Origin of the sequence: Micromonospora sp. SD12, from assembly GCF_052068495.1 — a bacterium.
GTDB classification, from domain to species: domain Bacteria; phylum Actinomycetota; class Actinomycetes; order Mycobacteriales; family Micromonosporaceae; genus Micromonospora; species Micromonospora echinofusca.
Genome location: NZ_JBQHDF010000007.1, coordinates 174,866 through 194,758, shown reverse-complemented (window position 1 = coordinate 194,758; position 19,893 = coordinate 174,866). Strand labels below are relative to the sequence as shown.

17 protein-coding genes, 2 pseudogenes and 1 riboswitch are annotated in these 19,893 nt (G+C 73.7%); of the genes and pseudogenes, 7 read left to right on the top strand and 12 right to left on the bottom strand.

The window, feature by feature from the left end:
• Nucleotides 1-88: 88 nt before the first annotated feature.
• Nucleotides 89-1,381 carry an aminotransferase class V-fold PLP-dependent enzyme gene (locus ACTMS2_RS16595; protein WP_441176154.1) on the bottom strand — a complete coding sequence of 431 codons (1,293 nt, stop codon included), beginning with the start codon at nt 1,379-1,381 and terminating at the stop codon, nt 89-91.
• Between the two features lie 46 nt (nt 1,382-1,427).
• Nucleotides 1,428-1,548: riboswitch (SAM riboswitch) on the bottom strand.
• Between the two features lie 22 nt (nt 1,549-1,570).
• Here ACTMS2_RS16595 and ACTMS2_RS16590 point away from each other — a divergent pair.
• Nucleotides 1,571-3,070 carry a PrsW family intramembrane metalloprotease gene (locus tag ACTMS2_RS16590; protein ID WP_441176153.1) on the top strand — a complete coding sequence of 500 codons (1,500 nt, stop codon included), beginning with the start codon at nt 1,571-1,573 and terminating at the stop codon, nt 3,068-3,070.
• Between the two features lie 63 nt (nt 3,071-3,133).
• Here ACTMS2_RS16590 and ACTMS2_RS16585 read toward each other — a convergent pair whose 3' ends face one another.
• Both ACTMS2_RS16585 and ACTMS2_RS16580 read right to left on the bottom strand, forming a co-directional pair.
• Nucleotides 3,134-3,301: a hypothetical protein gene (locus ACTMS2_RS16585; protein WP_165947924.1), complete on the bottom strand. Its 168-nt coding sequence runs from the start codon at nt 3,299-3,301 to the stop codon at nt 3,134-3,136.
• A 98-nt stretch (nt 3,302-3,399) separates the two neighbouring features.
• Nucleotides 3,400-3,738, bottom strand: a complete 339-nt coding sequence (locus ACTMS2_RS16580) for a GroES family chaperonin (RefSeq protein WP_088998164.1) — start codon at nt 3,736-3,738, stop codon at nt 3,400-3,402.
• A 158-nt stretch (nt 3,739-3,896) separates the two neighbouring features.
• Between ACTMS2_RS16580 and ACTMS2_RS16575 the strand changes: the two genes are divergently transcribed.
• On the top strand, nt 3,897-5,195 hold the full coding sequence (locus tag ACTMS2_RS16575) for an AI-2E family transporter (protein WP_441176151.1): 1,299 nt from the start codon (nt 3,897-3,899) through the stop codon (nt 5,193-5,195).
• Between the two features lie 172 nt (nt 5,196-5,367).
• Here the strand turns inward: ACTMS2_RS16575 and ACTMS2_RS16570 are convergent.
• A pseudogene (locus ACTMS2_RS16570) lies at nt 5,368-6,063 on the bottom strand (ATP-dependent DNA helicase); the annotation flags it as partial.
• A gap of 138 nt (nt 6,064-6,201) precedes the next feature.
• Nucleotides 6,202-7,625 (bottom strand): annotated as a pseudogene (locus ACTMS2_RS16565) (ATP-dependent DNA helicase); the annotation flags it as partial.
• A gap of 66 nt (nt 7,626-7,691) precedes the next feature.
• On the opposite strand from ACTMS2_RS16565, the gene ACTMS2_RS16560 reads away from it, so the two are divergent.
• Complete coding sequence (locus ACTMS2_RS16560) at nt 7,692-8,198, top strand: DUF402 domain-containing protein (protein WP_441176150.1); 507 nt, start codon at nt 7,692-7,694, stop codon at nt 8,196-8,198.
• A gap of 106 nt (nt 8,199-8,304) precedes the next feature.
• On the opposite strand, the gene sigJ is transcribed toward ACTMS2_RS16560, so the two are convergent.
• A complete protein-coding gene (sigJ, locus tag ACTMS2_RS16555; RefSeq protein ID WP_441176149.1) occupies nt 8,305-9,261 on the bottom strand; it encodes an RNA polymerase sigma factor SigJ in 957 nt (318 codons plus the stop codon).
• 344 nt (nt 9,262-9,605) lie between these two features.
• Here sigJ and ACTMS2_RS16550 point away from each other — a divergent pair, with 344 nt between their 5' ends.
• The 3 genes from ACTMS2_RS16550 to ACTMS2_RS16540 all read left to right on the top strand — a co-directional run bounded on the left by ACTMS2_RS16550 (nt 9,606) and on the right by ACTMS2_RS16540 (nt 12,350).
• Nucleotides 9,606-10,571 carry a PPK2 family polyphosphate kinase gene (locus ACTMS2_RS16550; RefSeq protein ID WP_441176148.1) on the top strand — a complete coding sequence of 322 codons (966 nt, stop codon included), beginning with the start codon at nt 9,606-9,608 and terminating at the stop codon, nt 10,569-10,571.
• Nucleotides 10,572-10,714: 143 nt separating this feature from the next.
• The gene (locus ACTMS2_RS16545; RefSeq protein ID WP_088998168.1) at nt 10,715-11,341 is read left to right on the top strand and encodes a DUF47 domain-containing protein; all 627 of its coding nucleotides are present in this window, start codon (nt 10,715-10,717) and stop codon (nt 11,339-11,341) included.
• A 4-nt stretch (nt 11,342-11,345) separates the two neighbouring features.
• Nucleotides 11,346-12,350 carry an inorganic phosphate transporter gene (locus ACTMS2_RS16540; RefSeq protein WP_088998169.1) on the top strand — a complete coding sequence of 335 codons (1,005 nt, stop codon included), beginning with the start codon at nt 11,346-11,348 and terminating at the stop codon, nt 12,348-12,350.
• A gap of 45 nt (nt 12,351-12,395) precedes the next feature.
• Here the strand turns inward: ACTMS2_RS16540 and ACTMS2_RS16535 are convergent, their stop codons facing one another.
• Nucleotides 12,396-13,364, bottom strand: coding sequence for a Gfo/Idh/MocA family protein (locus tag ACTMS2_RS16535; RefSeq protein WP_441176147.1), 969 nt, complete (start codon nt 13,362-13,364; stop codon nt 12,396-12,398).
• Nucleotides 13,365-13,435: 71 nt separating this feature from the next.
• On the opposite strand from ACTMS2_RS16535, the gene ACTMS2_RS16530 reads away from it, so the two are divergent.
• Nucleotides 13,436-14,269 (top strand): NUDIX hydrolase, encoded by an 834-nt coding sequence (locus tag ACTMS2_RS16530; protein WP_441176146.1) that lies wholly within the window; start codon nt 13,436-13,438, stop codon nt 14,267-14,269.
• 79 nt (nt 14,270-14,348) lie between these two features.
• Here ACTMS2_RS16530 and pstB read toward each other — a convergent pair whose 3' ends face one another.
• The 5 genes from pstB to mshD form a co-directional block, all read right to left on the bottom strand.
• Nucleotides 14,349-15,125: a phosphate ABC transporter ATP-binding protein PstB gene (gene pstB, locus ACTMS2_RS16525; RefSeq protein ID WP_441176145.1), complete on the bottom strand. Its 777-nt coding sequence runs from the start codon at nt 15,123-15,125 to the stop codon at nt 14,349-14,351.
• Nucleotides 15,126-15,145: 20 nt separating this feature from the next.
• Nucleotides 15,146-16,234, bottom strand: coding sequence for a phosphate ABC transporter permease PstA (gene pstA, locus ACTMS2_RS16520; RefSeq protein WP_441176144.1), 1,089 nt, complete (start codon nt 16,232-16,234; stop codon nt 15,146-15,148).
• Nucleotides 16,231-17,322 (bottom strand): phosphate ABC transporter permease subunit PstC, encoded by a 1,092-nt coding sequence (pstC, locus tag ACTMS2_RS16515; RefSeq protein WP_441176143.1) that lies wholly within the window; start codon nt 17,320-17,322, stop codon nt 16,231-16,233. Before pstC ends, pstA begins: the two co-directional genes overlap by 4 nt.
• A 52-nt stretch (nt 17,323-17,374) precedes the next feature.
• Nucleotides 17,375-18,481: a phosphate ABC transporter substrate-binding protein PstS gene (pstS, locus tag ACTMS2_RS16510; protein ID WP_357713442.1), complete on the bottom strand. Its 1,107-nt coding sequence runs from the start codon at nt 18,479-18,481 to the stop codon at nt 17,375-17,377.
• Between the two features lie 429 nt (nt 18,482-18,910).
• Nucleotides 18,911-19,837 (bottom strand): mycothiol synthase, encoded by a 927-nt coding sequence (mshD, locus tag ACTMS2_RS16505; protein WP_441176142.1) that lies wholly within the window; start codon nt 19,835-19,837, stop codon nt 18,911-18,913.
• Nucleotides 19,838-19,893 lie beyond the last annotated feature (56 nt).

Sequence of the window (19,893 nt, the reverse complement as noted above, 5' to 3'; positions counted from 1 at the left end):
CGCCCCGCCCGCCGACCTCGCGCGCCCGCCGGCCCGCCGCTGCGGGCACAGTGGGCTCCCGGGCCGGCAGGGTCGCCTCCCGGGCCCGTCAGGCCAGCGCGGCGAGGGCGGCGAGCAGCCGGTCCACGTGCCCGGTCGTGCTGCCCAGTCCGATGCTGGCCCGCAGGGCGGTCGGCGGCAGGTCCCGCCGGCCGCTGCGGGCGGCCGCCTCGTCGAGCAGCCGCCGGGCCAGCGGGTGGGCGCAGAAGAGGCCGTCGCGCACCCCGATGTCGTACGTCGCGGCCAGCTCCGTCGCCACCTGTGCCGAGTCCCGGCCGGCCACCACGAACGACACGATGCCCACCCGGGGCGCCGCCGGCCCGAACGTGCGCAGCTCCACCACGTGCGGCAGGGCCGCGACGCCCTCGCGCAGCCGGGCCAGCAGGGCCTGCTCGGCGTCGTGCAGGGCGACCCGGTCGGCGTCTCCCAGGGCGGCGCAGACCGCCGCCAGGGCGACCGCGCCGAGCAGGTTCGGGGTGCCCGCCTCGTGCCGGGCCGGGCCGGTCGCCCACCGCACGTCGTGGGTGGCGGCCCCGACGTGGCTGGTGGCGCCCCCGCCGGCCAGGTACGGCGGTGCGGCGTCCAGCCAGTCCGCCCGCCCGACGAGTACCCCCGCGCCGAAGGGCGCGTACAGCTTGTGGCCGGAGAGCGCGATGTAGTCGACGTCGAGGTCGGCGACGTCGACCGGCGCGTGCGGGGCGAGCTGCGCGGCGTCCACCGCGATCCGGGCCCCGTGTCGCCGCGCCACCCGGGCCAGCTCGGCCACCGGCCAGCGCTCGCCGGTCACGTTGCTGGCGGCGGTCACCGCCACCAGCACGGGCGGCCCGTGTTCGGCGCCGGGGCGGGCGGGCCGGTGGCCGGCGGCGGCCGGCCTGCGCAGCTCGCCGAGCGCGGCGTCGAGCGCGCGTACCGCCCCGGCGGGCTCCGCGGGCACCGGCAGCCGCACCGAGCCACGCGGCCAGGGCAGCAGGTTGGCGTGGTGCTCCCCGCCGAAGGTCACCACCGTCGTGCCGGCGGGCAGCGCCCGGGCCAGCAGGTTCAGCGCGTCCGTGGTGTTGCGGGTGAAGACCACGTGGTCGCCGGCGCGGGCGCCGAGGAAGTCGCCGACCGTCTGCCGGGCGCGCTCGTAGGCGAGGGTGCAGCGCCGCGACAGCGCCCCGGCGCCGCGGTGCACGCTGGCGTACCAGGGCAGCAGTTCGGCCACCGCGTCGGCCGCGGCCCGCGCGCACGGCGCGGTGGCCGCGTAGTCGAGGTTCACCTGCCCGGGTACGCCGAGCACGTCGAGCGGGCCGGCGACGGCGGGCGGCTGCGGCGCGGGCGGGGGTACGAGGGTGACGGTCACGGCCGACCTCCGGGGTCCAGGACCCCGGGTGGGCGCACACGGGCGGGGTCCGCGCTTGCCCGGCGCGCGGATCGGGCCGGGCCCGGTCATCACCCGGGGCACCCCACCGCGAACTCGACGAGGGTTGCCGGCCAGCAAGCCGGGGCTTGACGCTGGCGCTCGTGACCTGCCGGCAGCATAGCCGGGTCGATGCGACCGGACCAGCCGGCCCGGGATGGCTACGCTGACCGCATGGCCGACACCCCGCCCGGCGCGTCCCTGCCGTCGCCGACCGCGCCCGCCGTTCCGCCGCCCGGCGGGGCCGGGCCCCGGATGCCGCTGCGTCGGCTGGGGTGGCGTCGGGCCCTGGTGCTGGCCGGCACCGTCCTGTTCATCGCGGCGTGCGCGCTGTTCATGGTCTTCACGCTGGGGGAGAACCTCGGCGTCGAGGCGCTGTTGATCGGCGTGGTCGCCGCGATCCTCCCGGTGCCGGTGCTGGTGGGTTGTTTCCTCTGGCTGGACCGCTACGAGCCAGAACCCCTCAAGTACCTGATCTTCTGCTTCGCCTGGGGCGCGTTCGTCTCCACCGCGGCCTCGCTGACCGTCAACGAGTTCTCCGCCGGGCTGTTCGAGGACTGGGGGTTGCCCACCGCGCTGACCGCGGTGCTGGTGGCGCCGTTCATCGAGGAGCTGACCAAGGCCCTCGGGCCGATCCTGCTGCTGATCTTCCGCCGTCGCGAGATCTCCGGGATCACCGACGCCCTGGTCTACTGCGGGCTCTCCGCGGTCGGGTTCGCCATGGTGGAGAACATCCTCTACCTGGGCGGCTACGGCTACGCCAGCGGCGTGGAGCGGTACGGGCCGGCGACCGGCACCCAGCAGGTCATCGCCATCTTCATCGTCCGGATCCTGCTCTTCGGCTTCGCCCACCCGCTCTTCACCTCGATGACCGGGGTGGGGCTGGGCATCGCCGCGCGCGCCGCCGACCGGTGGGTGCGGGTGCTCGCCCCGCTCGCCGGCCTGCTCCTGGCGATGATGCTGCACGGGCTGTGGAACCTGCTGCCGACGCTCACCCAGGCCACCGGCGAGACGCTGATCATGCTGTACGGCTTCATCGGCGTGATGGTGCCGGTCTTCTTCGGCATGGTCGGGCTCGCCGTGTGGCTACGGGCCTGGGAGGGGCGGCTCACCGAGCGGACCCTGCCGGACTACGTCCGGGCGGGCTGGCTCACCCCGCCGGAGGTGGCGGCGCTGAGCAGCCTGGGACGGCGGCACGCGGCCCGGGTGTGGGCCAAGCGGGTGGCCGGCGACGGCGGGCTGAAGGCGATGCGCGGCTACCAGTTCGCGGCTACCCGGCTGGCGCTGCTGCGCGACGGCGCGCTACGCGGCCTGGACCGGCGCCCGGCTGACCGGGAGCGGACCGCGCGGGAGGAACGGGAGCTGCTGGAGGCGATCGGCGCGTACCGGTCGTTCTTCGTGGGCCGGGACCCGCAGGTGCCGGTGGGGATCTGGGACGGGCAGCGCTACCACCTGCGCTTCCCGGACGGCACGCAGCGTTCGGTCGAGGCGCCGGACGAGCCCGTCGTGCCGATCCCGGTGGTGCTCGTCGCGTCTCCCCCGCCGCCCCCGGCCGGCTGGTACGGCCCGCCCGGCCCGCCCGGCTGGTACGGCCAGCGCCCGCCGGCGCCGTGGCCCCCCGGCCGCCACTGACGCGGACGCCCGGGGCCCCCGGACCCGCTACCGGGGCCGCCCCGCTCGGGCCGGCCCCGGTCGTCAGGTCATCAGGCTGGTGAGGAAGTCACCGAGGCCCTGCGCCATCGCCATCAGTCCCGCTCCGATCGCCTTGAACATCTCCGCCGCGCCCTCCGGCCGGAAGGCCATGAAGTAGATCAGGAACGCGACGCTCCCCCAGAGCAGAATCTTCTTCACGAGTACCGGCATCGTCCCTCCCCAGGGCCGGTGGTGCGGCTGGCTTCCCGGCCGGGAGCGACGCAAACGGCACCGACGCCCTCATCCGGGCGGGTGGGGAGGGGACGGGATCAGAGGTAGAGGCCGGTGGAGTCGTTCTCCACCCGCTCGGCGGCCACGGCGTGCACGTCGCGCTCGCGCAGCAGTACGTACCCGCGGCCGTGCAACTCGACCTCGGAGCGGTCGTCGGGGTCGAAGAGGACCCGGTCGCCCGAGACGATGGCGCGTACGTTCGGCCCCACCCCCACGGCGGTGGCCCAGGCCAGGCGCTTGCCCACGGCGGCGGTCGCCGGGATCACGATGCCGGCGGTCGAGCGTCGCTCACCCTCGCTGCCCTCCATCCGCACCAGCACGCGGTCGTGCAGCAGGCGGATCGGCAGCCCGGAGTCGAGATTCTGGTCGGCGGTCACGCCGGAAACGCTACCGTGTCCCGGTCGGTCGGCCGTGGGCGGTTACGCGCCGGGGGCCGGGGGCAATGTGTGGCGGACCTGCCCTACGGTGGCGTCGTCGGACGTATCCTGTCCGCCCATCGGCATGGGCGGGCCGGTTCTCTTGCCAGGAGGTGCGCTTGAGCCGCTTCGAGCAGATACGCGGACGGCTCCGTCGCGCGTACGAGTCGGGCCGGGAGTCGGCGCGCGCCCGCCGCGCGGACCCGGCCGACGTCCCCGAACCGGCCGGCGTGGCCTCGCCGACGTCCCCCGGACCGGCGGCTGCGCCGTCCGCGACCGTGGTCGGCGCCCCGCCGCCCGGTGCCATGCACAACTCCACCTCCAGCCGCGACGACGCGGACGTGCCGCACGCGTTGCGGATCGCCGCCGCGTGGTCCTGGCGGCTGATCGTGATCGGCGTCGTCGCCTGGGCGCTGTTGAAGATCGTCGGCACCGTCCGGATCGTGGTCATCCCGCTGGCCGTCGCACTGCTGCTCTCGGCGCTGCTCGCGCCGGCGGTCGGCTGGCTGCTGCGGGCCCGCTTCCCGCGGTCCATGGCGACGGCGGTGGTGCTGGTGGGCGGCCTGGCCGGGGTGATCGGCACGCTGACCCTGGTGGTGAACGAGTTCATCCAGGGCGTGCCGGAGCTGAGCAAGAAGTCCTCCGAGGGCGTCCGGCAGATCCAGGACTGGCTGAAGACCGGGCCGCTGCACCTCTCCGACGGCCAGCTCGACAACTACATCGACGAGGGCCAGAAGTGGATCAACAACAACACCGAGAGGTTCACCAGCGGCGCCCTCTCCACGGCCGCCACGCTGGCTGAGGTGCTGACCGGCACGCTGCTGGTGCTCTTCGCCACCTTCTTCTTCCTGCGCGACGGCAACAAGATCTGGCGCTTCCTGGTCCGGCTGCTGCCGGTCGCCGCCCGCTGGAAGGTCGACGACGCCGGGCGGGCGTCCTGGGCGACGCTGGTCGCCTACGTCCGGGCGACCGTGCTGGTCGCCTTCATCGACGCGGTCGGCATCGGCATCTTCCTCGTCATCTTCGACATCCCGTTCGCCTTCCCGCTCGCCGCCCTGGTCTTCCTCGGGGCGTTCATCCCGATCGTCGGAGCGACCCTGTCGGGCGTGGTCGCGGTCCTGGTCGCGCTGGTCGACAGCGGCCCGGTGACGGCGCTGATCATCCTCGGCGCCGTGATCGGGGTGCAGCAGGTGGAGGGACACCTCCTCCAGCCGCTGATCATGGGCCGGGCGGTGGCCATCCACCCGCTCGCGGTCATCATCGGCATCGCGGCCGGCGTGGTCCTCGCCGGGATCACCGGCGCGCTGGTGTCGGTGCCGCTGATCGCCGTGCTCAACACGGCCGTGCGCCGGCTCGCCGCCCGTACCGTCCCGGACACCCCGCCCGACGCCGTCGTCGTCGCCTCCCAGGCGCCCTGACCCCGCGCCCCGGGCGCGATCCGCACAACCGCCGAGAGGGCGGTCTCCCGAGCCGGGAGGCCGCCCTCTCGCCGTCGCAGGCCCGGGCCGACGAGGCGGGGAGGCCGCCCGCTCGCCGTCGCAGGCCCCGGCCGACGGGGCGGGTCGAGGCCGACGGGACGGGTCGCGCGGGTCAGGACCTGGCGAGGCGTTCGAGTGCGCCGCGGGCGACCTCCGGCCGGGTGGTGTACCAGAACGGCGGCAGCGACCGGCGCAGGAACGCCCCGTAGCCCCGGGCGGTCTCCAGGCGCGAGTCGAGCACCGCCACCACGCCCTTGTCGCCCGTCGACCGGATCAACCGACCCACACCCTGGGCCAGCCGGATCGCGGCGATCGGCACGCTGACCGCCGCGAAACCCGACCCGCCGCCGGCGTCCACCGCGGCGGCCCGCGCCGCCGCCAGCGGCTCGTCCGGCCGGGGGAAGGGCAGCCGGTCGATGACCACCAGCTGGCAGGAGTCGCCCGGCACGTCGACCCCCTGCCAGAGCGACATCACCCCGAACAGGCAGCTGGACTTCTCCTCCCGGAACCGGCGTACCAGCAGCGGCAGGGCCTCCTCGCCCTGGAGCAGGACGGGCAGGTCGGTCCGCGCGCGCAGCAGCTCCGCCGCCTGCTGCGCGGCCCGCCGGGAGGAGAAGAGGCCGAGCGTACGCCCGCCGAGCGCGGTGACCAGCGTCAGCAGTTCCTCGCCGGCCGCGTCGGGCAGCCCGGAGACGCTGGGTCGGGGCAGGTGCGCGGCGACGTACAGGATGCCCTGCCGGCCGTAGTCGAACGGCGAGCCGACGTCGAGGGAGCGCCAGCCCGGCCCCGAGGTCGCCGGTGCCCCCGCCGCGCCACCCTGTGCGGTGCCGTCCTGCGCCGTGCCGCCTTCGGACGGTCCGGTGCCTCGTGCCGGTGCGGCGGCGCCGGTGCGGCCGGCGGAACGGGCGGCCAGGGCGGCGGCGGCCGGGGACGGCGGGTCGGCCGGGGGCGCCTCCAGGCCCAGCGCCCGGGCCACCGTGTCGAACCGGCCGCCCAGCGTCAGCGTCGCCGAGGTGGCGACCACCGTGCGCTCGTCGTACAGGTGGGTGGCGAGCGTGCCGGCGACCGAGAGCGGCGCGACCACCAGCGCCCGGCGACCGGTGTTGTCGTTCTTCTCCACCCAGGCGACGTCGTGGTCGGCCTCCTCCAGCAGCCGCTGCGCGGTGGCGGAGAGCTCGTCGAGCACCGCCTTGGCCTGCTGCTTGCGCACCGGGTCCGGGTCGTCGGACTTGACCTCGCCGATCGCGTCGAGCGCCGCCCGGGTGGCCGCGTCCAGCAGGGTGCACGCCTCGCGCAGCACGGACGGCAGCCCCGAGGTGATCCGCCCGGCCGGCGCCTCGGCCAGCCCGACCGCCAGGGCGTCGCCGGCTGCGGTCAGCGACTCGGCGACGTCCGGCCGCAGCAGCGGGCGGGCCCGCTTCGCTGAGCGGTCGATCAGCTCCGGCACCAGCTCGGCCTGCGCCGCCGAGGAGACCCGGTCGGCCAGCTCGTGTGCCTCGTCGACGATGAGCAGCTTGTGCGGGGGCACGATGTGCCGGCCGGCGAGCATGTCCACCGCGAGCAGGCTGTGGTTGGTGACCACGATGTCGGCCTCCCGCGCGCGGGCCCGCGACGCCTCGGCGAAGCACTCCGCGCCAAACGGGCAGCGGGACGCGCCGACGCACTCCCGGGCCGGCATGGAGACCAGCCGCCAGGCCTGGTCGTCGACGCCCGGGTCCAGCTCGTCCCGGTCGCCGGTGTCGGTCTTCTCCGCCCAGTCGCGCAGCCGCTGGACCTGCTTGCCGAGCCGTCCAGCCTCGCCGAGCCACTTGGTGCCGCCGCCGGGGCGCGTGGCCGGGGCGTCGAAGAGCGTGTCCTCCGGCTCGTCCTCGGTGGAGTTGTCCAGCCGGGCCAGGCAGAGGTAGTGGTGCCGCCCCTTGAGCACCGCGAACGTGGGCCGCCGGCCGAGCACCGGCTCCACGGCGTCGGCGAGCCGGGGCAGGTCGTGATCGACCAGTTGGGACTGCAACGCCAGGGTGGCCGTGGAGACCACCACCGGCCCGTCCACGGTCAGCGCGGGCGTCAGGTAGGCCAGTGACTTGCCGGTGCCCGTGCCGGCCTGCACCAGCAGGTGCTCCCGCGCCTGCACGCACTCCTCGATGGCCGTCGCCATCTGCTGCTGGCCGGGCCGCGCCGCCCCGCCGGGCACCGCGCCGACCGCGGCGGCGAGCAGTTCCACCCCGCTCGGCCGGGCGCCCCGCCGTCGGCCTCCGGTGCGGGGCGAGGGGGCGGCGGAACCGGTGGCGAGGCGCGGAGTCACCGTGCGACGGTACCCGCCGTCCCCGACACCGGCCGCGCCGATCCGGACGTGGCGTCGTCACGGTACGGTCTCCCGCCGACCGCGTCCGGTTACTTCCGTACGGCGACCGATGGGCGGTATCGGTTAGGGTGCGACTCATGCCGAGCGACGTGGTCCGCGTGATCTACCGCAAGTACGACGGCAGCGCCCACCGTGACTACCCGGCCCGCCGCCTCGCCGAGGACGACCTCGGCGTCTGGCTCGGAGTGACCCAGGGCACGAGGTCCGTCTACCATGGCCGGCCGTCGGTGGAGCAGATCCCGTTCGTCCTCCTGGTGCCGCATCACGCCTGGTGGACCGGCATGTTCAACCCCCCGCCGCGCACCAGTGAGGTCTACTGCGACATCGCCAGCCCGGCCCGCTGGGAGAACGACGACACCGTCCACCTCATCGACCTCGACCTCGACGTGGTGCGTCGCCGGACCACCGGCGTGGTGGAGTTGCGCGACGAGGACGAGTTCGCCGAGCACCGGGCCCGCTTCGGCTACCCCGACGACGTGGTGACGCAGGCCGAGGCGGCGGCCCGGTGGCTCCTCGACGCACTGGGCGACGGCACCGAGCCGTTCGCCACGTCGTACCGCAAGTGGCTGGCCCTGGTGCTCTGACCGTCGGCGCGGCCGGCCTACCGGCGCGACCGACATCGGCGGCGGAACCGCCGGTGTCACCGGATCTGGCGGCGCGCGGCCCGCCGTGGCGGGGAACCGCCGGGTGTCACCAGCGCGGCGGCCAGCCGTCCTCCTCCGTCAGCGGCGGCAGGTCGCCCAGCTTCTCCGGATTCAGCTGGTGGAAGACCCCGGTCACGTGGCCCTCGTCCACCGCGAGGGCGGCCACCACCCGCAGCGGCCGGCCGTCCGAGTGCCGGGTCTCCAGGTGCAGGCCCTCGACGCCGTCGACGAGCACCCGACGGGCGCGCAGCGTCCCGCCGTAGCGTCCGGCACGCCCGAACAGGCCCAGCAGGAAGCGGGCCACCGCGTCGGCACCGAGCACCGGCCGCCGGGCCGCCGGGAAGTGGCCGCCGCTGTCACCGATGGCGACCACGTCCGGGGCGAGCACCCGTACCAGCGCGGCAAGGTCGCCCGACTCGACGGCGGTCACGAAGGCGGCGAGCACGTGACGCTGCTCGACCGCGTCGGCGGTGTGCCGGGGCGCGTCGGGCGCGTGCACCGCCCGGCGGGCCCGGGAGGCGAGCTGACGGGCGGCGGCGTCGGTCGTGCCGAGCACCTCGGCGATCTGGGAGAACGGCACGGCGAAGACGTCGTGCAGCACGAAGGCCACCCGCTGCTCCGGTGCGAGGCGTTCCAGCACCACCAGCAGGGCGGTGCCGACCTGATCGGCGCGGACCGCCCGCTCCGCGGGGTCGGGCGCGAAGCCGTCGGGACGCGGGCCCTGGTCGAGCGGCGTCACCACCGGCTCCGGCAGCCACTGGCCGGGGTACGCCTCCCGCCGTACCCGCGCCGAGCGGAGCACGTCCAGGCAGATCCGGGCGCAGGTGGTGGTCAGCCAGGCGCCGAGGTGCCGGATCTCGGCGCGGGCCGCCGGGTCGGCGAGCGCGCTGGCGTACCGCAGCCACGTCTCCTGCACGGCGTCCTCGGCCTCGCTGCGGCTGCCCAACATCCGGTGCGCCACGCCCAGCAGCCGCCCCCGCTCGGCCTCGAACTCCGTCACCATCTCCCGCACGCTGCCCCCGCTCCACTGCCGGGGCACGTACCGCCCCGCCCGCCCGCGATTCTCCCGCCCCGGCCCCCACACCCCAAGACTGCGGTCGATCACGCAGTCGTGGTGCCCCGCGTAGCGGGCTGACTAGGGGATTTCGCCCGCCGCGGGTGCGTGATCGCCGGCCCCAGGATCGCGGGCCGGGGCCGGGGTGCGGGCGGGGTTGGCGGGCGGGTGGGGCGGATGTGGGTGATGATCCGGGGATGCGAGGGGTTGAGATGCCAGGGGTTGAGGGGAGCGGCGTGGGCCGCGATGCCGTGGGTCGGGCCGATGCTGTCGTGGGGCCGGTCGGAGGGACGATGCGGGAGTTGCTCCGGGTGGCGCCCGGCGGGGCGGTCGATCTCGGGGCGGTCGATCCCCGGTCGACGCCCGGGCTGCCCGGGCAGGAGGTGACCGGCCCGCAGCGCAAGGAGTGGGCCCGTGGCCAGGTCACGCTGATCGGCGCGGAACTGGGCGGGCAGCAGGAGATGCTCTTCGCCGACGCCAAGGCCCGGCAGTCGGCTCGACCCGTCGGCGCGGCTGCCGGCGTGGACGGGTCGGCTGGCGGCGCCGAGGGGGCGGCTGCGGCCGGCGGCGCCGACCGGGCCGGTGCGACCGGCGGGCGTCGGGTGCTGCTGGTGCTCCAGGCGATGGACTGCGGTGGCAAGGACGGCACCATCAAGCGGGTGGCCGGCGCGATGAATCCGCTCGGCCTGCACGTGCGCTCGTTCGGTCCGCCCACGGCCGAGGAGTTGCAGCACGACTTCCTGTGGCGGATCCGACGGGCGCTGCCGCCGCCCGGGTACGTCGGTGTCTTCAACCGGTCGCACTACGAGGACGTCCTGGTGGCGCGCGTCGAGTCGCTGGTGCCCGAGCCGATCTGGCAGGCCAGGTACGACGAGATCAACGCCTTCGAGCGGGAGCAGGCCGACGCCGGGGTGACCATGGTGAAGGTGCTGCTGCACATCTCGTACGCGGAGCAGGGCCGGCGGCTGCTGGAGCGGCTGGACGAGCCGCGCAAGCACTGGAAGTACGATCCGTCGGACGTCAACGCCCGGGCCCGCTGGGACGACTACCAGGCCGCGTACGCCGAAGCCCTGAGCCGGTGCGGCACGGACGCCGCGCCCTGGTACGTGGTGCCGGCGGACCGCAAGTGGTACCGCGACTGGGCCGTCGCGCACCTGCTCCGCGAGACGTTCGACACCCTCGATCTCGGGTATCCGCCTGCCGGTTTCGACGTCCGGCGCGAACGGGAGCGGCTGCTGGGATCGGAGAGAACGTCGTAGGTGAACGGCGGGTGAACGACTGGTGAATGCGGTCTGACCAGGGGGAGGCCGCCGAATTCCCGCTTTCGTCGTTTCCTAGCATTCCCAGGCGGGCACCCTCCGGGCGGCCGCCACCCTTCCACCGACACGACGAGGTCCGTGCTGTGAAGTTTTCCTTCCGCCCGAACGAGGGCGCCTTCTACGAGCTCTTCACCAGGGCCGCACAGAACCTGGTGAAGGGCACCGAGCTGCTCAACGAGCTGGCCCTGCCGGGGGTGGAGGTGCAGTCGGTCAGCGAGCGGCTCACCGAGGTGGAGCACGACAGCGACCAGATCACCCACGAGCTGTACAAGAAGATCAACTCGACCTTCATCACGCCGTTCGACCGGGAGGACATCTACCGGCTCGGGTCGCTGCTGGACGACGTGATGGACCACCTCGAAGCGGTGGGGAACCTGCTCTATCTCTACGGCCTGACCAAGCTTCCCTCGCTGCCCCGCGAGATGCACGAGATGGTCAACGTCCTGGACGCCCAGGCGAAGCTGACCGCCGACGCGATGCCGCGCCTGAAGTCGATGAAGGACCTCGAGGACTACTGGATCGAGTGCAACCGGCTGGAGAACGACGGCGACCAGGTGTACCGGATGCTGCTGGTCCGCCTCTTCTCCGGCGAGTACGACGCCCTGACCGTGCTGAAGATGAAGGAGGTCGCCGACGAGCTGGAGGCCGCCTGCGACGCCTTCGAGCACGTGGCGAACACCGTCGAGACCATCGCGGTCAAGGAGTCCTGATCCTGTGAGTCCCGAACTCATCGCCGTGCTGGCGGTGATCGCGGTGGCCCTGGCGTTCGACTACACCAACGGCTTCCACGACGCTGCCAACGCGATCGCGACCAGCATCTCCACACGGGCGCTCACACCCCGGGTGGCCCTGGCCATGGCGGCGGTCGGCAACTTCATCGGCGCCCACTTCGGCGCCGAGGTGGCCAAGACCGTCGGCAGCGGCCTGGTGAAGCTGCCCACCGGCACAGCGAGCCTCGGCATCGTCTTCGCGGGCGTCATCGGCGCCATCGTCTGGAACCTGGTGACCTGGTACTTCGGCCTGCCGTCGTCCTCGTCGCACGCGCTGATCGGCGGCCTGGTCGGCTCGACCGTCGCCGCGTCCGGCACCGTGCTCTGGACCGGCATCGGGGAGAGCGTGATCATCCCGATGGTCCTCTCCCCGATGGTCGGCTTCCTGCTCGGCTACATCGTCATGATCGCCGTGCAGTGGATCTTCCGGAAGGGGCACCCGGGCCGGCTCAACCGGGGCTTCCGCTGGGCGCAGACCGCGTCCGCCGCCGCCATGTCCGTCGGCCACGGCATGCAGGACGCCGCCAAGACCATCGGCATCGTGGTACTCGCCCTCTACGTCGGCGGCTACCAGGACGACCCCAGCTTCATCCCCGAGTGGGCGTTCTGGACGTCGGCGGCCGTGCTGGCCGCCGGCACGTACGCCGGTGGCTGGCGGATCATCCGGACCCTGGGCCGGAAGATCATCGACCTCCGGCCGCCGGAGGGCTTCGCCGCCGAGACCGTGGCCAGCGGCGTGCTCTACTTCAACGCGCTGGTCCTCGGCGCGCCGATCTCGACGACCCACACGATCACCTCGGCGATCATGGGCGTCGGCGCCACCAAGCGGCTCTCCGCCGTCCGGTGGGGCGTGGCCGGCAACATCGTCGGCGCGTGGATCCTGACCTTCCCGGCCGCCGGTTCGATCGGCGCCCTGATGTACTTCCTGGTCCGGCCCCTGTTCAGCTGAGGTGCGGGAGAAGGGGCACCTCGTCGGCGAGGTGCCCCTTCCGCGTCAGGAGTAGTCGACGCCGATCTGGGCGCGGATCCCGTCTAGCAGCGCCATCACCTCCAGCGTGGTGGCGTGGGGGACCAGCGGGCTCTCCGGCAGGCCCTCGGCGAGGCACCGCTGGACCTCAGCGGCCTCGTACTGGTAGCCGCCGCCGACCAGCTCGTCGGTGATCGTCTCCGGCTCGGCGCCGGCCCGGTGCAGGGTCGCGGAGCCGGGGCGGAAGAACGGCTCGGGCAGGTCGATCCGGCCGGTGGTGCCGGTGATCGAGGCGTCCAGCGCGGTGGCCCCGACCATGCCGCAGCTCAGCGTGGCGACGGCGCCCGAGTCGTAGCCCAGGACGATGCCGGTGTTCTCGTCCACCCCCTCCGGGCTGAGCTTCGCCCAGGACCGGACGTGGTCGGGCACGCCGAGCAGCAGGTGGGCCAGGCTGACCGGGTAGACGCCGAGGTCGAGCAGGGCGCCGCCGCCGAGCGTGCGGGCCCGCATCCGGTGCTCCGGCGGGAACGGCCCGGCCACCCCGAAGTCGGCCCGCACGCCGGTCACCGTGCCGATCGCGCCGTCCGCGACCAGGTCACAGAGCCGGCGTACGAGCGGGTTGGTCCGCATCCACATGGCCTCCATGAGGAAGACCCCGGCCGCGCGGGCGGTGTCGACCAGCTCGACGCTGGTCGCCAGGTCGAGGGTGAACGGCTTCTCCAGCAGCACGGCCCGGCCGGCCGAGAGGCAGGTCATGGCCGCCTCGTGGTGCGCGGCGTGCGGGGTGGCGACGTAGACGACGTCCAGCTCGTCGTCCGCGGCGAGTTCCGCCCAGGAGGCGTACGCCCGCGGCACGCCGTGCCGGGCCGCGAACCGTTGCGCGCTCTCGGCGGTACGCGAGCCGACCGCCGCGAGTTCGGCGCCCGGCACCAGCCGCAGGTCCTCGGCGAAACGGGCGGCGATGTGGCCGGTGGCCAGGATGCCCCAACGAGTCATGTCGGCCACGCTAGCGAAGATCACCCGACGGCGGCGGGGGCGATCCACCCGTCGGGAACTAGGCTCGGCGCATGACGATCGACGCCGACGGCTTCCCCGCACCCCCGGCGCTCGTGGAGCACGCCCGCCGGTTCCGCGCCGAGGGCGGCACCCCGGCGGCGCCCCGGGTCGCGGCCACCGTGCTGCTGCTCCGCCCCGCCGGCGACGGCTTCGAGGTCTACCTGATCCGGCGGGTCGCCGCGATGGCGTTCGGCGGGATGTACGCCTTCCCCGGCGGCGGGGTCGACCCTTCGGACTCGCAGGCGCACCTGGACTGGGCCGGGCCGACGCCGGCCGGCTGGGGCGAGCGCCTGGGGCTGACCCCCGAGGCCGCCCAGGCGGTCGTCTGCGCCGCCGCCCGGGAGGTCTTCGAGGAGGCGGGGGTCCTGCTCGCCGGCCCCGACGCGCGGACCGTGGTCGGCGACGTGAGCGGTGACGACTGGGAGGCCGACCGGGTGGCGCTGGAGCAGCGCCGGGGCGGCTTCGCCGACCTGCTCGCCCGGCGCGGGCTCACCCTCCGGTCCGACCTGCTGCTGCCGTGGAGCCGGTGGATCACGCCGGAGTTCGAGCCGCGCCGCTTCGACACGTACTTCTTCGTGGCCCTGCTGCCGGAGGGGCAGCGGACCCGGGACGTCTCCGGCGAGGCCGACCACACCCTGTGGGCCCGCCCGGCGGACGCCCTGTCCCGGGCGGAGGCCGGCGAGCTGACCATGCTCCCGCCCACCCTGGTGAGCCTGTCCCAGGTGGCGGCCGGCGGCGACCTGGCCGGCGTCGCCCGCGCCGCGGCCACCCGGGACGCGGCCACCCCGGTCACCCCCCGGCTCGACGAGCCCGACGACGGCGAGCCCCGCTTCGTGCTGGCCTGACCCGCACCGTTGCGGATCTTGGCGAAAGGCGGCCCCCGGAAGGGCTGTCTTCCGCCAAGATCTGCGCAGCGGCCGGGCGTCAGCCGAAGCGGCCGGTGATGTAGTCCTCGGTCTTCTTCACGCCGGGGTTGCTGAAGATCTTCTGCGTGTTGTCGTACTCGATGAGCCGGCCGGGGTCGCCGGTCTTCTCGATCGAGAAGAAGGCGGTCCGGTCCGAGACGCGGGCGGCCTGCTGCATGTTGTGCGTCACGATGATGATCGTGAACTTGTCCTTGAGCTGGAACATCAGGTCCTCGATGGCCAGCGTGGAGATCGGGTCGAGCGCCGAGCAGGGCTCGTCCATCAGCACCACCTGCGGCTCGACGGCGATGGTCCGGGCGATGCAGAGCCGCTGCTGCTGGCCGCCGGAGAGGCCGGCGCCGGGCTTGCCGAGCCGGTCCTTCACCTCGTCCCAGAGGTTGGCCGAGCGCAGCGCCTTCTCGGCCGCCTCGTCCAGGATCGACTTGCGGCGTACGCCGTTGAGCCGCAGCCCGGCCACCACGTTCTCGAAGATGCTCATGGTGGGGAACGGGTTCGGCCGCTGGAAGACCATGCCGATCATGCGCCGGACGGCGGTGACGTCCACGTCCCGGTCGTAGATGTCCTGGTCGTCGATGGTGAGGCTGCCCTCGACCCGGGCGCCGGGGAGCACCTCGTGCATCCGGTTGATCGACCGCAGGAAGGTCGACTTGCCGCAGCCGGACGGGCCGATCAGGGCGGTCACCGTCTTCGGCTCGACCGTCAGGTTGATGTTCTCGATCGCCTTGAAGGTGCCGTAGTAGGCGGTGACGTTCGAGGCTTCGATGCGCTTGGCCATGGTGGTGGTACCTCCGGGGTTCATCGGCCGAGCCGGTTGCGACGGGCCAGCAGCTTCGCCGCGACGGTCAGGATCAGCACGAGGGCGACCAGGGTGAGTGCCGCCGTCCACGCCCGCGCCGGCGCGTACCGGGACGCGTCACCGGCCTGCTGGTAGACGAAGAGGGCCAGCGACGACTGGTTGTTCTCGAACGGGTTGAAGTTGATCGCCGCGCCGCCGCCGGCGACGAGCAGCACCGGGGCGGTCTCGCCGGCCGCGCGGGCGATGGCGAGCATGACGCCGGTGACGATGCCCGGCAGCGCGGTCGGCAGCACGACCCGCAGGATGGTCTTCCACTTCGGCACGCCGAGGGCGTACGCCCCCTCGCGCAGCGGCGCCGGGACGAGACGCAGCATCTCCTCGGTGGAGCGGACCACGGTGGGCAGCATCAGCACGCTCAGGGCGAGCGCCGCGGCGAAGCCCGAGAAGCTGGGCCGCCCGTCGTTGAACCACGGCGAGACGATCAGCACCCAGAACGCCAGCACGAACAGGCCGGCGACGATCGACGGGACGCCCGTCATCACGTCCACGAAGAACCGGATGGTGAAGGCGAACCGGCCCCGGCCGTACTCGACGATGTAGATCGCGCAGAGGATGCCGAGCGGGACGGTGATCAGGGCGGCGATGCCGACCTGCTGGAGCGTGCCGACGATCGCGTGGTACGCGCCGCCGTTCGGGTCCCGCGCGCCGATGTTGTTCATGGAGGTGAGGAAGAAGTCGGCGTCCAGCCGCTCGGCGCCCTTGCTGACCAGGGTCCAGACCACCGAGGCCAGCGGCAGGACGGCCAGTACGAACGCCGAGTGGATCAGCGCGCTCCAGGTGCGGTTGCGGGCCGACCGCCGCCCCTCGACCTTGTTGGCGGCGGCGAACAGGCCGGCCAGGTAGAGCAGCGCGCCGAGCACCACGACCAGCACGGGACCGCCGGTGCCGGTGCCGTACACGAACGCGGCGGCGACCAGCAGGGCGGCTGCCGCGATGGCCGGCGCGGCGTACTTCGGCAGCCGCCGGGCCTTGAGGGTGGGCGGCTGCGCGGGCGGACGGGTCCGGTGCGACGGGACAGTAGTGGTCATGCGGCCGACTCCGTGAACTCCCGGCGGCGGTGGATGATCGCCCGTGCCGTGATGTTGACGATCAGCGTGATGGCGAAGAGCACGAGGCCCGAGGCGATCAGCGCGCCCCGACCCGTGTCGTTCGCCTCGCCGAACGTGTTGGCGATGTTGGCGGCGATGGTGTTGCCGCCGCTCTCGATCAGGTTGAACGAGATGTTGAAGGTGATGCCGAGGGTCATCGCCAGGGCGATGGTCTCGCCGAGCGCCCGGCCCAGGCCGAGCATCACCGCGGCGACGATGCCGGGCCGGCCGTACGGCAGCACGGCGGTGCGGATCATCTCCCAGCGGGTGGCGCCGAGGGCGAGGGCGGCCTCCTCGTTGGCGGTCGGGGTCTGCATGAACACCTCGCGGGAGAGCGAGGTGATGATCGGCAGCACCATGATCGCCAGGACCAGCGCGCCCAGCATGATGGACTTCCCGAAGGGGCCGTCGCCGCCGAAGATCGGGATCCAGCCGAAGTACGTGTTCAGCCAGGCGGAGAAGTCCCGCACCGGGTTGATGAAGACGTCGCGGCCCCAGAGGCCGAAGACGACGCTCGGCACCGCGGCCAGCAGGTCGATCAGGAAGCCCAGCGTGGTGCCGAGCCGGCGCGGCGCGTAGTGGGACAGGTAGAGCGCGATGCCCAGGGCCACCGGGACCGCGATGAGCAGGGCCAGCGCGGAACTGAGCACGGTGCCGAAGGCGAGCGCCCCGATGCCGAACTTCGGGTCCGCGTCGTTGGGGAACCAGCCCTCGAAGGTCCAGAAGCTCTCGGTGTTGGCCCGCAGCGCCGGTACCGCCTTGGCGACCAGGAAGACCGCGATCGCCGCGATGACGACGAGGACGGCGGTGCCGGCGCCCAGGGTGAGGGCGCGGAAGGCCCGTTCGGCGCCGAACGCGCGGGCCCGGGGCAGCGCGCCGCCGCCGCCCAACCCGGCTCCGCCCGGCGTACGGGTGCTGACTGGTGCCTCGGCCGAACGCGCCGAGGCACCGGCGGGCCGGTCGTGACCTTCGGTCACGCTGGTCCCGCCGGTGCCGGCGTGGGCCGAGCGGTGAGGGGTTTCACCCATCTGCTCGCTCGCTTCGAGTTGAGGTGGTGGTGGCGGTGTCGGGGCGGCCGGCTCAGGCGAGGTTCTTGACCGCGGCCTCGACCTTGGCGCGGACCGACTCGGGCAGCGGGGCGTAGCCGAGCTCGGTCAGGTCGGCCTGGCCCGCGGTGCTCGCGGCGTGGCCGAGGAAGCCCTTGACCAGCGGGAGCTTGTCGGCGGCGAGGCCCTTGGAGCAGACGATCTCGTAGGTCACCAGGACGATCGGGTAGGCCCCGGCCTCCTTGGTGTTGTAGTCGATCTTCATCTTCAGGTCGTCGCCCTGGCCGACCACCTCGGCGCCGGCGATGGTCTTGCCGGCGGACTCGGCGGTCAGCTCGGCGAACTCGCCCGCGCCGTTGCCGACCTTGGCGGTCTTCAGGCCGCCGTTCTCGGCGTACGACCACTCGACGTAGCCGATGGTGCCGTCCTGGTTCTTGATGGCGCTGGCCACGCCGTCGGACTTCGCCGCGCCGGTGCCGCCCGGGGCCTTCCACTCCTTGGCCTTGCCGAAGGTCCAGTCGGCCGCGGCGGTCTTGGTCAGGAAGTCGGTGAAGTTGTCGGTGGTGCCGGACGAGTCCGAGCGGTGCACCGCGTTGATGGCGGTCGACGGCAGCTTGGCGTCGGGGTTGTCCGCCTTGATCGCCGGGTCGTCCCACTTGGTCACCTTGCCGGCGAAGATCTTCGCCAGGGTGGCCGGCTTGAGCTGGAGGTTGTCCACGCCGTTGACGTTGTACGCGATGGCGACCGGGCCGATCACCATCGGCAGGTTGATGGCCGCGCCGCCGACGCACTTGGCGTTGGCCTGCGGCTGCTCCTCCTCCTTGAGGGCGGAGTCGGAGCCGGCGAAGTCGGCGGTGCCGGCGATGAAGGCCTGGATGCCGGCGCCCGAGCCGGACGGCTCATAGTTGATCTTGGCACCGGAGCACTTCTGCTGGTACGCCTTGATCCACTCGTCCATCGCGTTCTTCTGCGCCGACGAGCCCTGGGCGTTCAGCGTGCCGGTGGCGCAGTCGGCGGCGGCGGCCGACCCGGAGGCGGAGGCGCTGCTCGCGGGCTCGTTGTTGTCCGAGCCGCATGCGCTGAGAGCGAGCGTCGCGGTAAGAGCGAGGCAGGCGAGAGTGCCGTGCCGCTGGAGCTTCACCTGAGGGGTTTCCCTTCACGTCTGACTTCGCACCCGGATTGGGGCCCGGGGTGCCGGCGCTGACCGGCTGATCCAAAAGTTAGGAGCGCCAGGTAGCCGGTTCGCCGGTCGGAAGTGAACGGGGAGTGAACAGGTGCGGCAGTGCAGATGACCGCTCGCTGAGGGCGGGTTGTCCGTTAAGTGAACTCAGATGCCACTGTCGGAAGTATGCGGATTTTCCTGGTAGGACGCCATCTCGCGGGCACGCCGCCGTCACCGACGGTGACCCTACGGGCGGTGCGAGCCGTGGCCCGGGCTCGGGGTGGGCGTGCGCCGGGACAGGCGCGGCCTCCATCGCGGGGCGCAGGCGCCAGATCGCGGAGCGGTACGTGACGCGCTCCGAGGTGGCGCGCGAGGGCCCGGGCCGCCGCGGCCCGGGCCCTGTGGACGTCAGGCCGACTGGTAGTTCACGTGCGCCGACCAGCGGGCGAAGCCGAGCCGCTCGTAGAGCGCCACCGCCGCGGTGTTGGACTCGTCGACGTAGAGCATGACCCGGTCCAGGTTCCGCCGGTCCCGCAGGTACGCCAGGCCGGCCGCGGTCAGCGCCCGGCCCAGCCCGCCACGGTGCGCCGACGGGTCCACCCCGAGGACGTAGACCTCGCCGATGCGGGCCGAGCCGGGTCGCTCGTGGACCTTCGTCCAGTGGAAGCCGAGCAGCCGGCCGGTCGCCCCGTCGACGGCGAGCAGGAAGCCCTCCGGGTCGAACCACGGCTCGTCGAGGCGTACGCGCAGGTCGGCGGGGGACCAGCGACCCTGCTCGGGGTGCTCGGCGAAGGCCCGCGCGTTGAGCGCCAGCCATTCCTCGTCGTCGGCGCCGGGCCGGAACGCGCGCAGCGTCACCCCGTCCGGCAGTGGGTGCTCCGGGATCGGGGCGGTCAGCGGCCGGCGCAGCTGCCAGAGCACCCGGGCCCGGCGCAGGCCCAGGTCGACGGCGAGCGCGGCGGCCGAGGGGTGGTCGCCGTGCGCCCAGACCCGCAGCGGGCCGTCGGCCGCCGCCAGGACGCCCCGGGCCAGCGCCCGCCCCGTGCCGCGCCGCCGGTGGGCCGGGTGCACCACCAGTTCGACGCCGACCCCGGTGGCCGCGTCGGTGGTGTCCAGGTGCGCGTAGCCGGCCAGTGTGCCGTCGTCCGCCCGGGCGGTCAGGTGCACCGCCGGCGCGTCCGGGTCGCGGAGGCGCAGCAGGACGTGCTCGTCGAACGGGTCCGCCCCGTCCGCGTCGCCGGCGACCCGGGCGAGGGCCGTCACGTCGGCGATCTCCGTGGGGCTGAGGCGCTCGGCCCGGGTCACCCGGCCGCTGCTCGCTTCGGAAATGCTCATGGGATCACCGTAGTCGGGGCGGCCCGCGGCGCCGCCGGGCTCGGGCCGTTCGCGCG

What these genes read in the sequence shown, in the direction of transcription:
- ACTMS2_RS16590 (WP_441176153.1), top strand. Translation starts at nt 1,571, where the DNA reads ATGCGACCGGACCAGCCGGCCCGGGATGGCTACGCTGACCGCATGGCC.
- ACTMS2_RS16585 (WP_165947924.1), bottom strand. Translation starts at nt 3,301, where the DNA reads ATGCCGGTACTCGTGAAGAAGATTCTGCTCTGGGGGAGCGTCGCGTTC.
- ACTMS2_RS16560 (WP_441176150.1), top strand. Translation starts at nt 7,692, where the DNA reads ATGCCGAGCGACGTGGTCCGCGTGATCTACCGCAAGTACGACGGCAGC.
- sigJ (WP_441176149.1), bottom strand. Translation starts at nt 9,261, where the DNA reads ATGGTGACGGAGTTCGAGGCCGAGCGGGGGCGGCTGCTGGGCGTGGCG.
- ACTMS2_RS16550 (WP_441176148.1), top strand. Translation starts at nt 9,606, where the DNA reads ATGCGGGAGTTGCTCCGGGTGGCGCCCGGCGGGGCGGTCGATCTCGGG.
- ACTMS2_RS16535 (WP_441176147.1), bottom strand. Translation starts at nt 13,364, where the DNA reads ATGACTCGTTGGGGCATCCTGGCCACCGGCCACATCGCCGCCCGTTTC.
- ACTMS2_RS16530 (WP_441176146.1), top strand. Translation starts at nt 13,436, where the DNA reads ATGACGATCGACGCCGACGGCTTCCCCGCACCCCCGGCGCTCGTGGAG.
- pstB (WP_441176145.1), bottom strand. Translation starts at nt 15,125, where the DNA reads ATGGCCAAGCGCATCGAAGCCTCGAACGTCACCGCCTACTACGGCACC.
- pstA (WP_441176144.1), bottom strand. Translation starts at nt 16,234, where the DNA reads ATGACCACTACTGTCCCGTCGCACCGGACCCGTCCGCCCGCGCAGCCG.
- pstC (WP_441176143.1), bottom strand. Translation starts at nt 17,322, where the DNA reads ATGGGTGAAACCCCTCACCGCTCGGCCCACGCCGGCACCGGCGGGACC.
- mshD (WP_441176142.1), bottom strand. Translation starts at nt 19,837, where the DNA reads ATGAGCATTTCCGAAGCGAGCAGCGGCCGGGTGACCCGGGCCGAGCGC.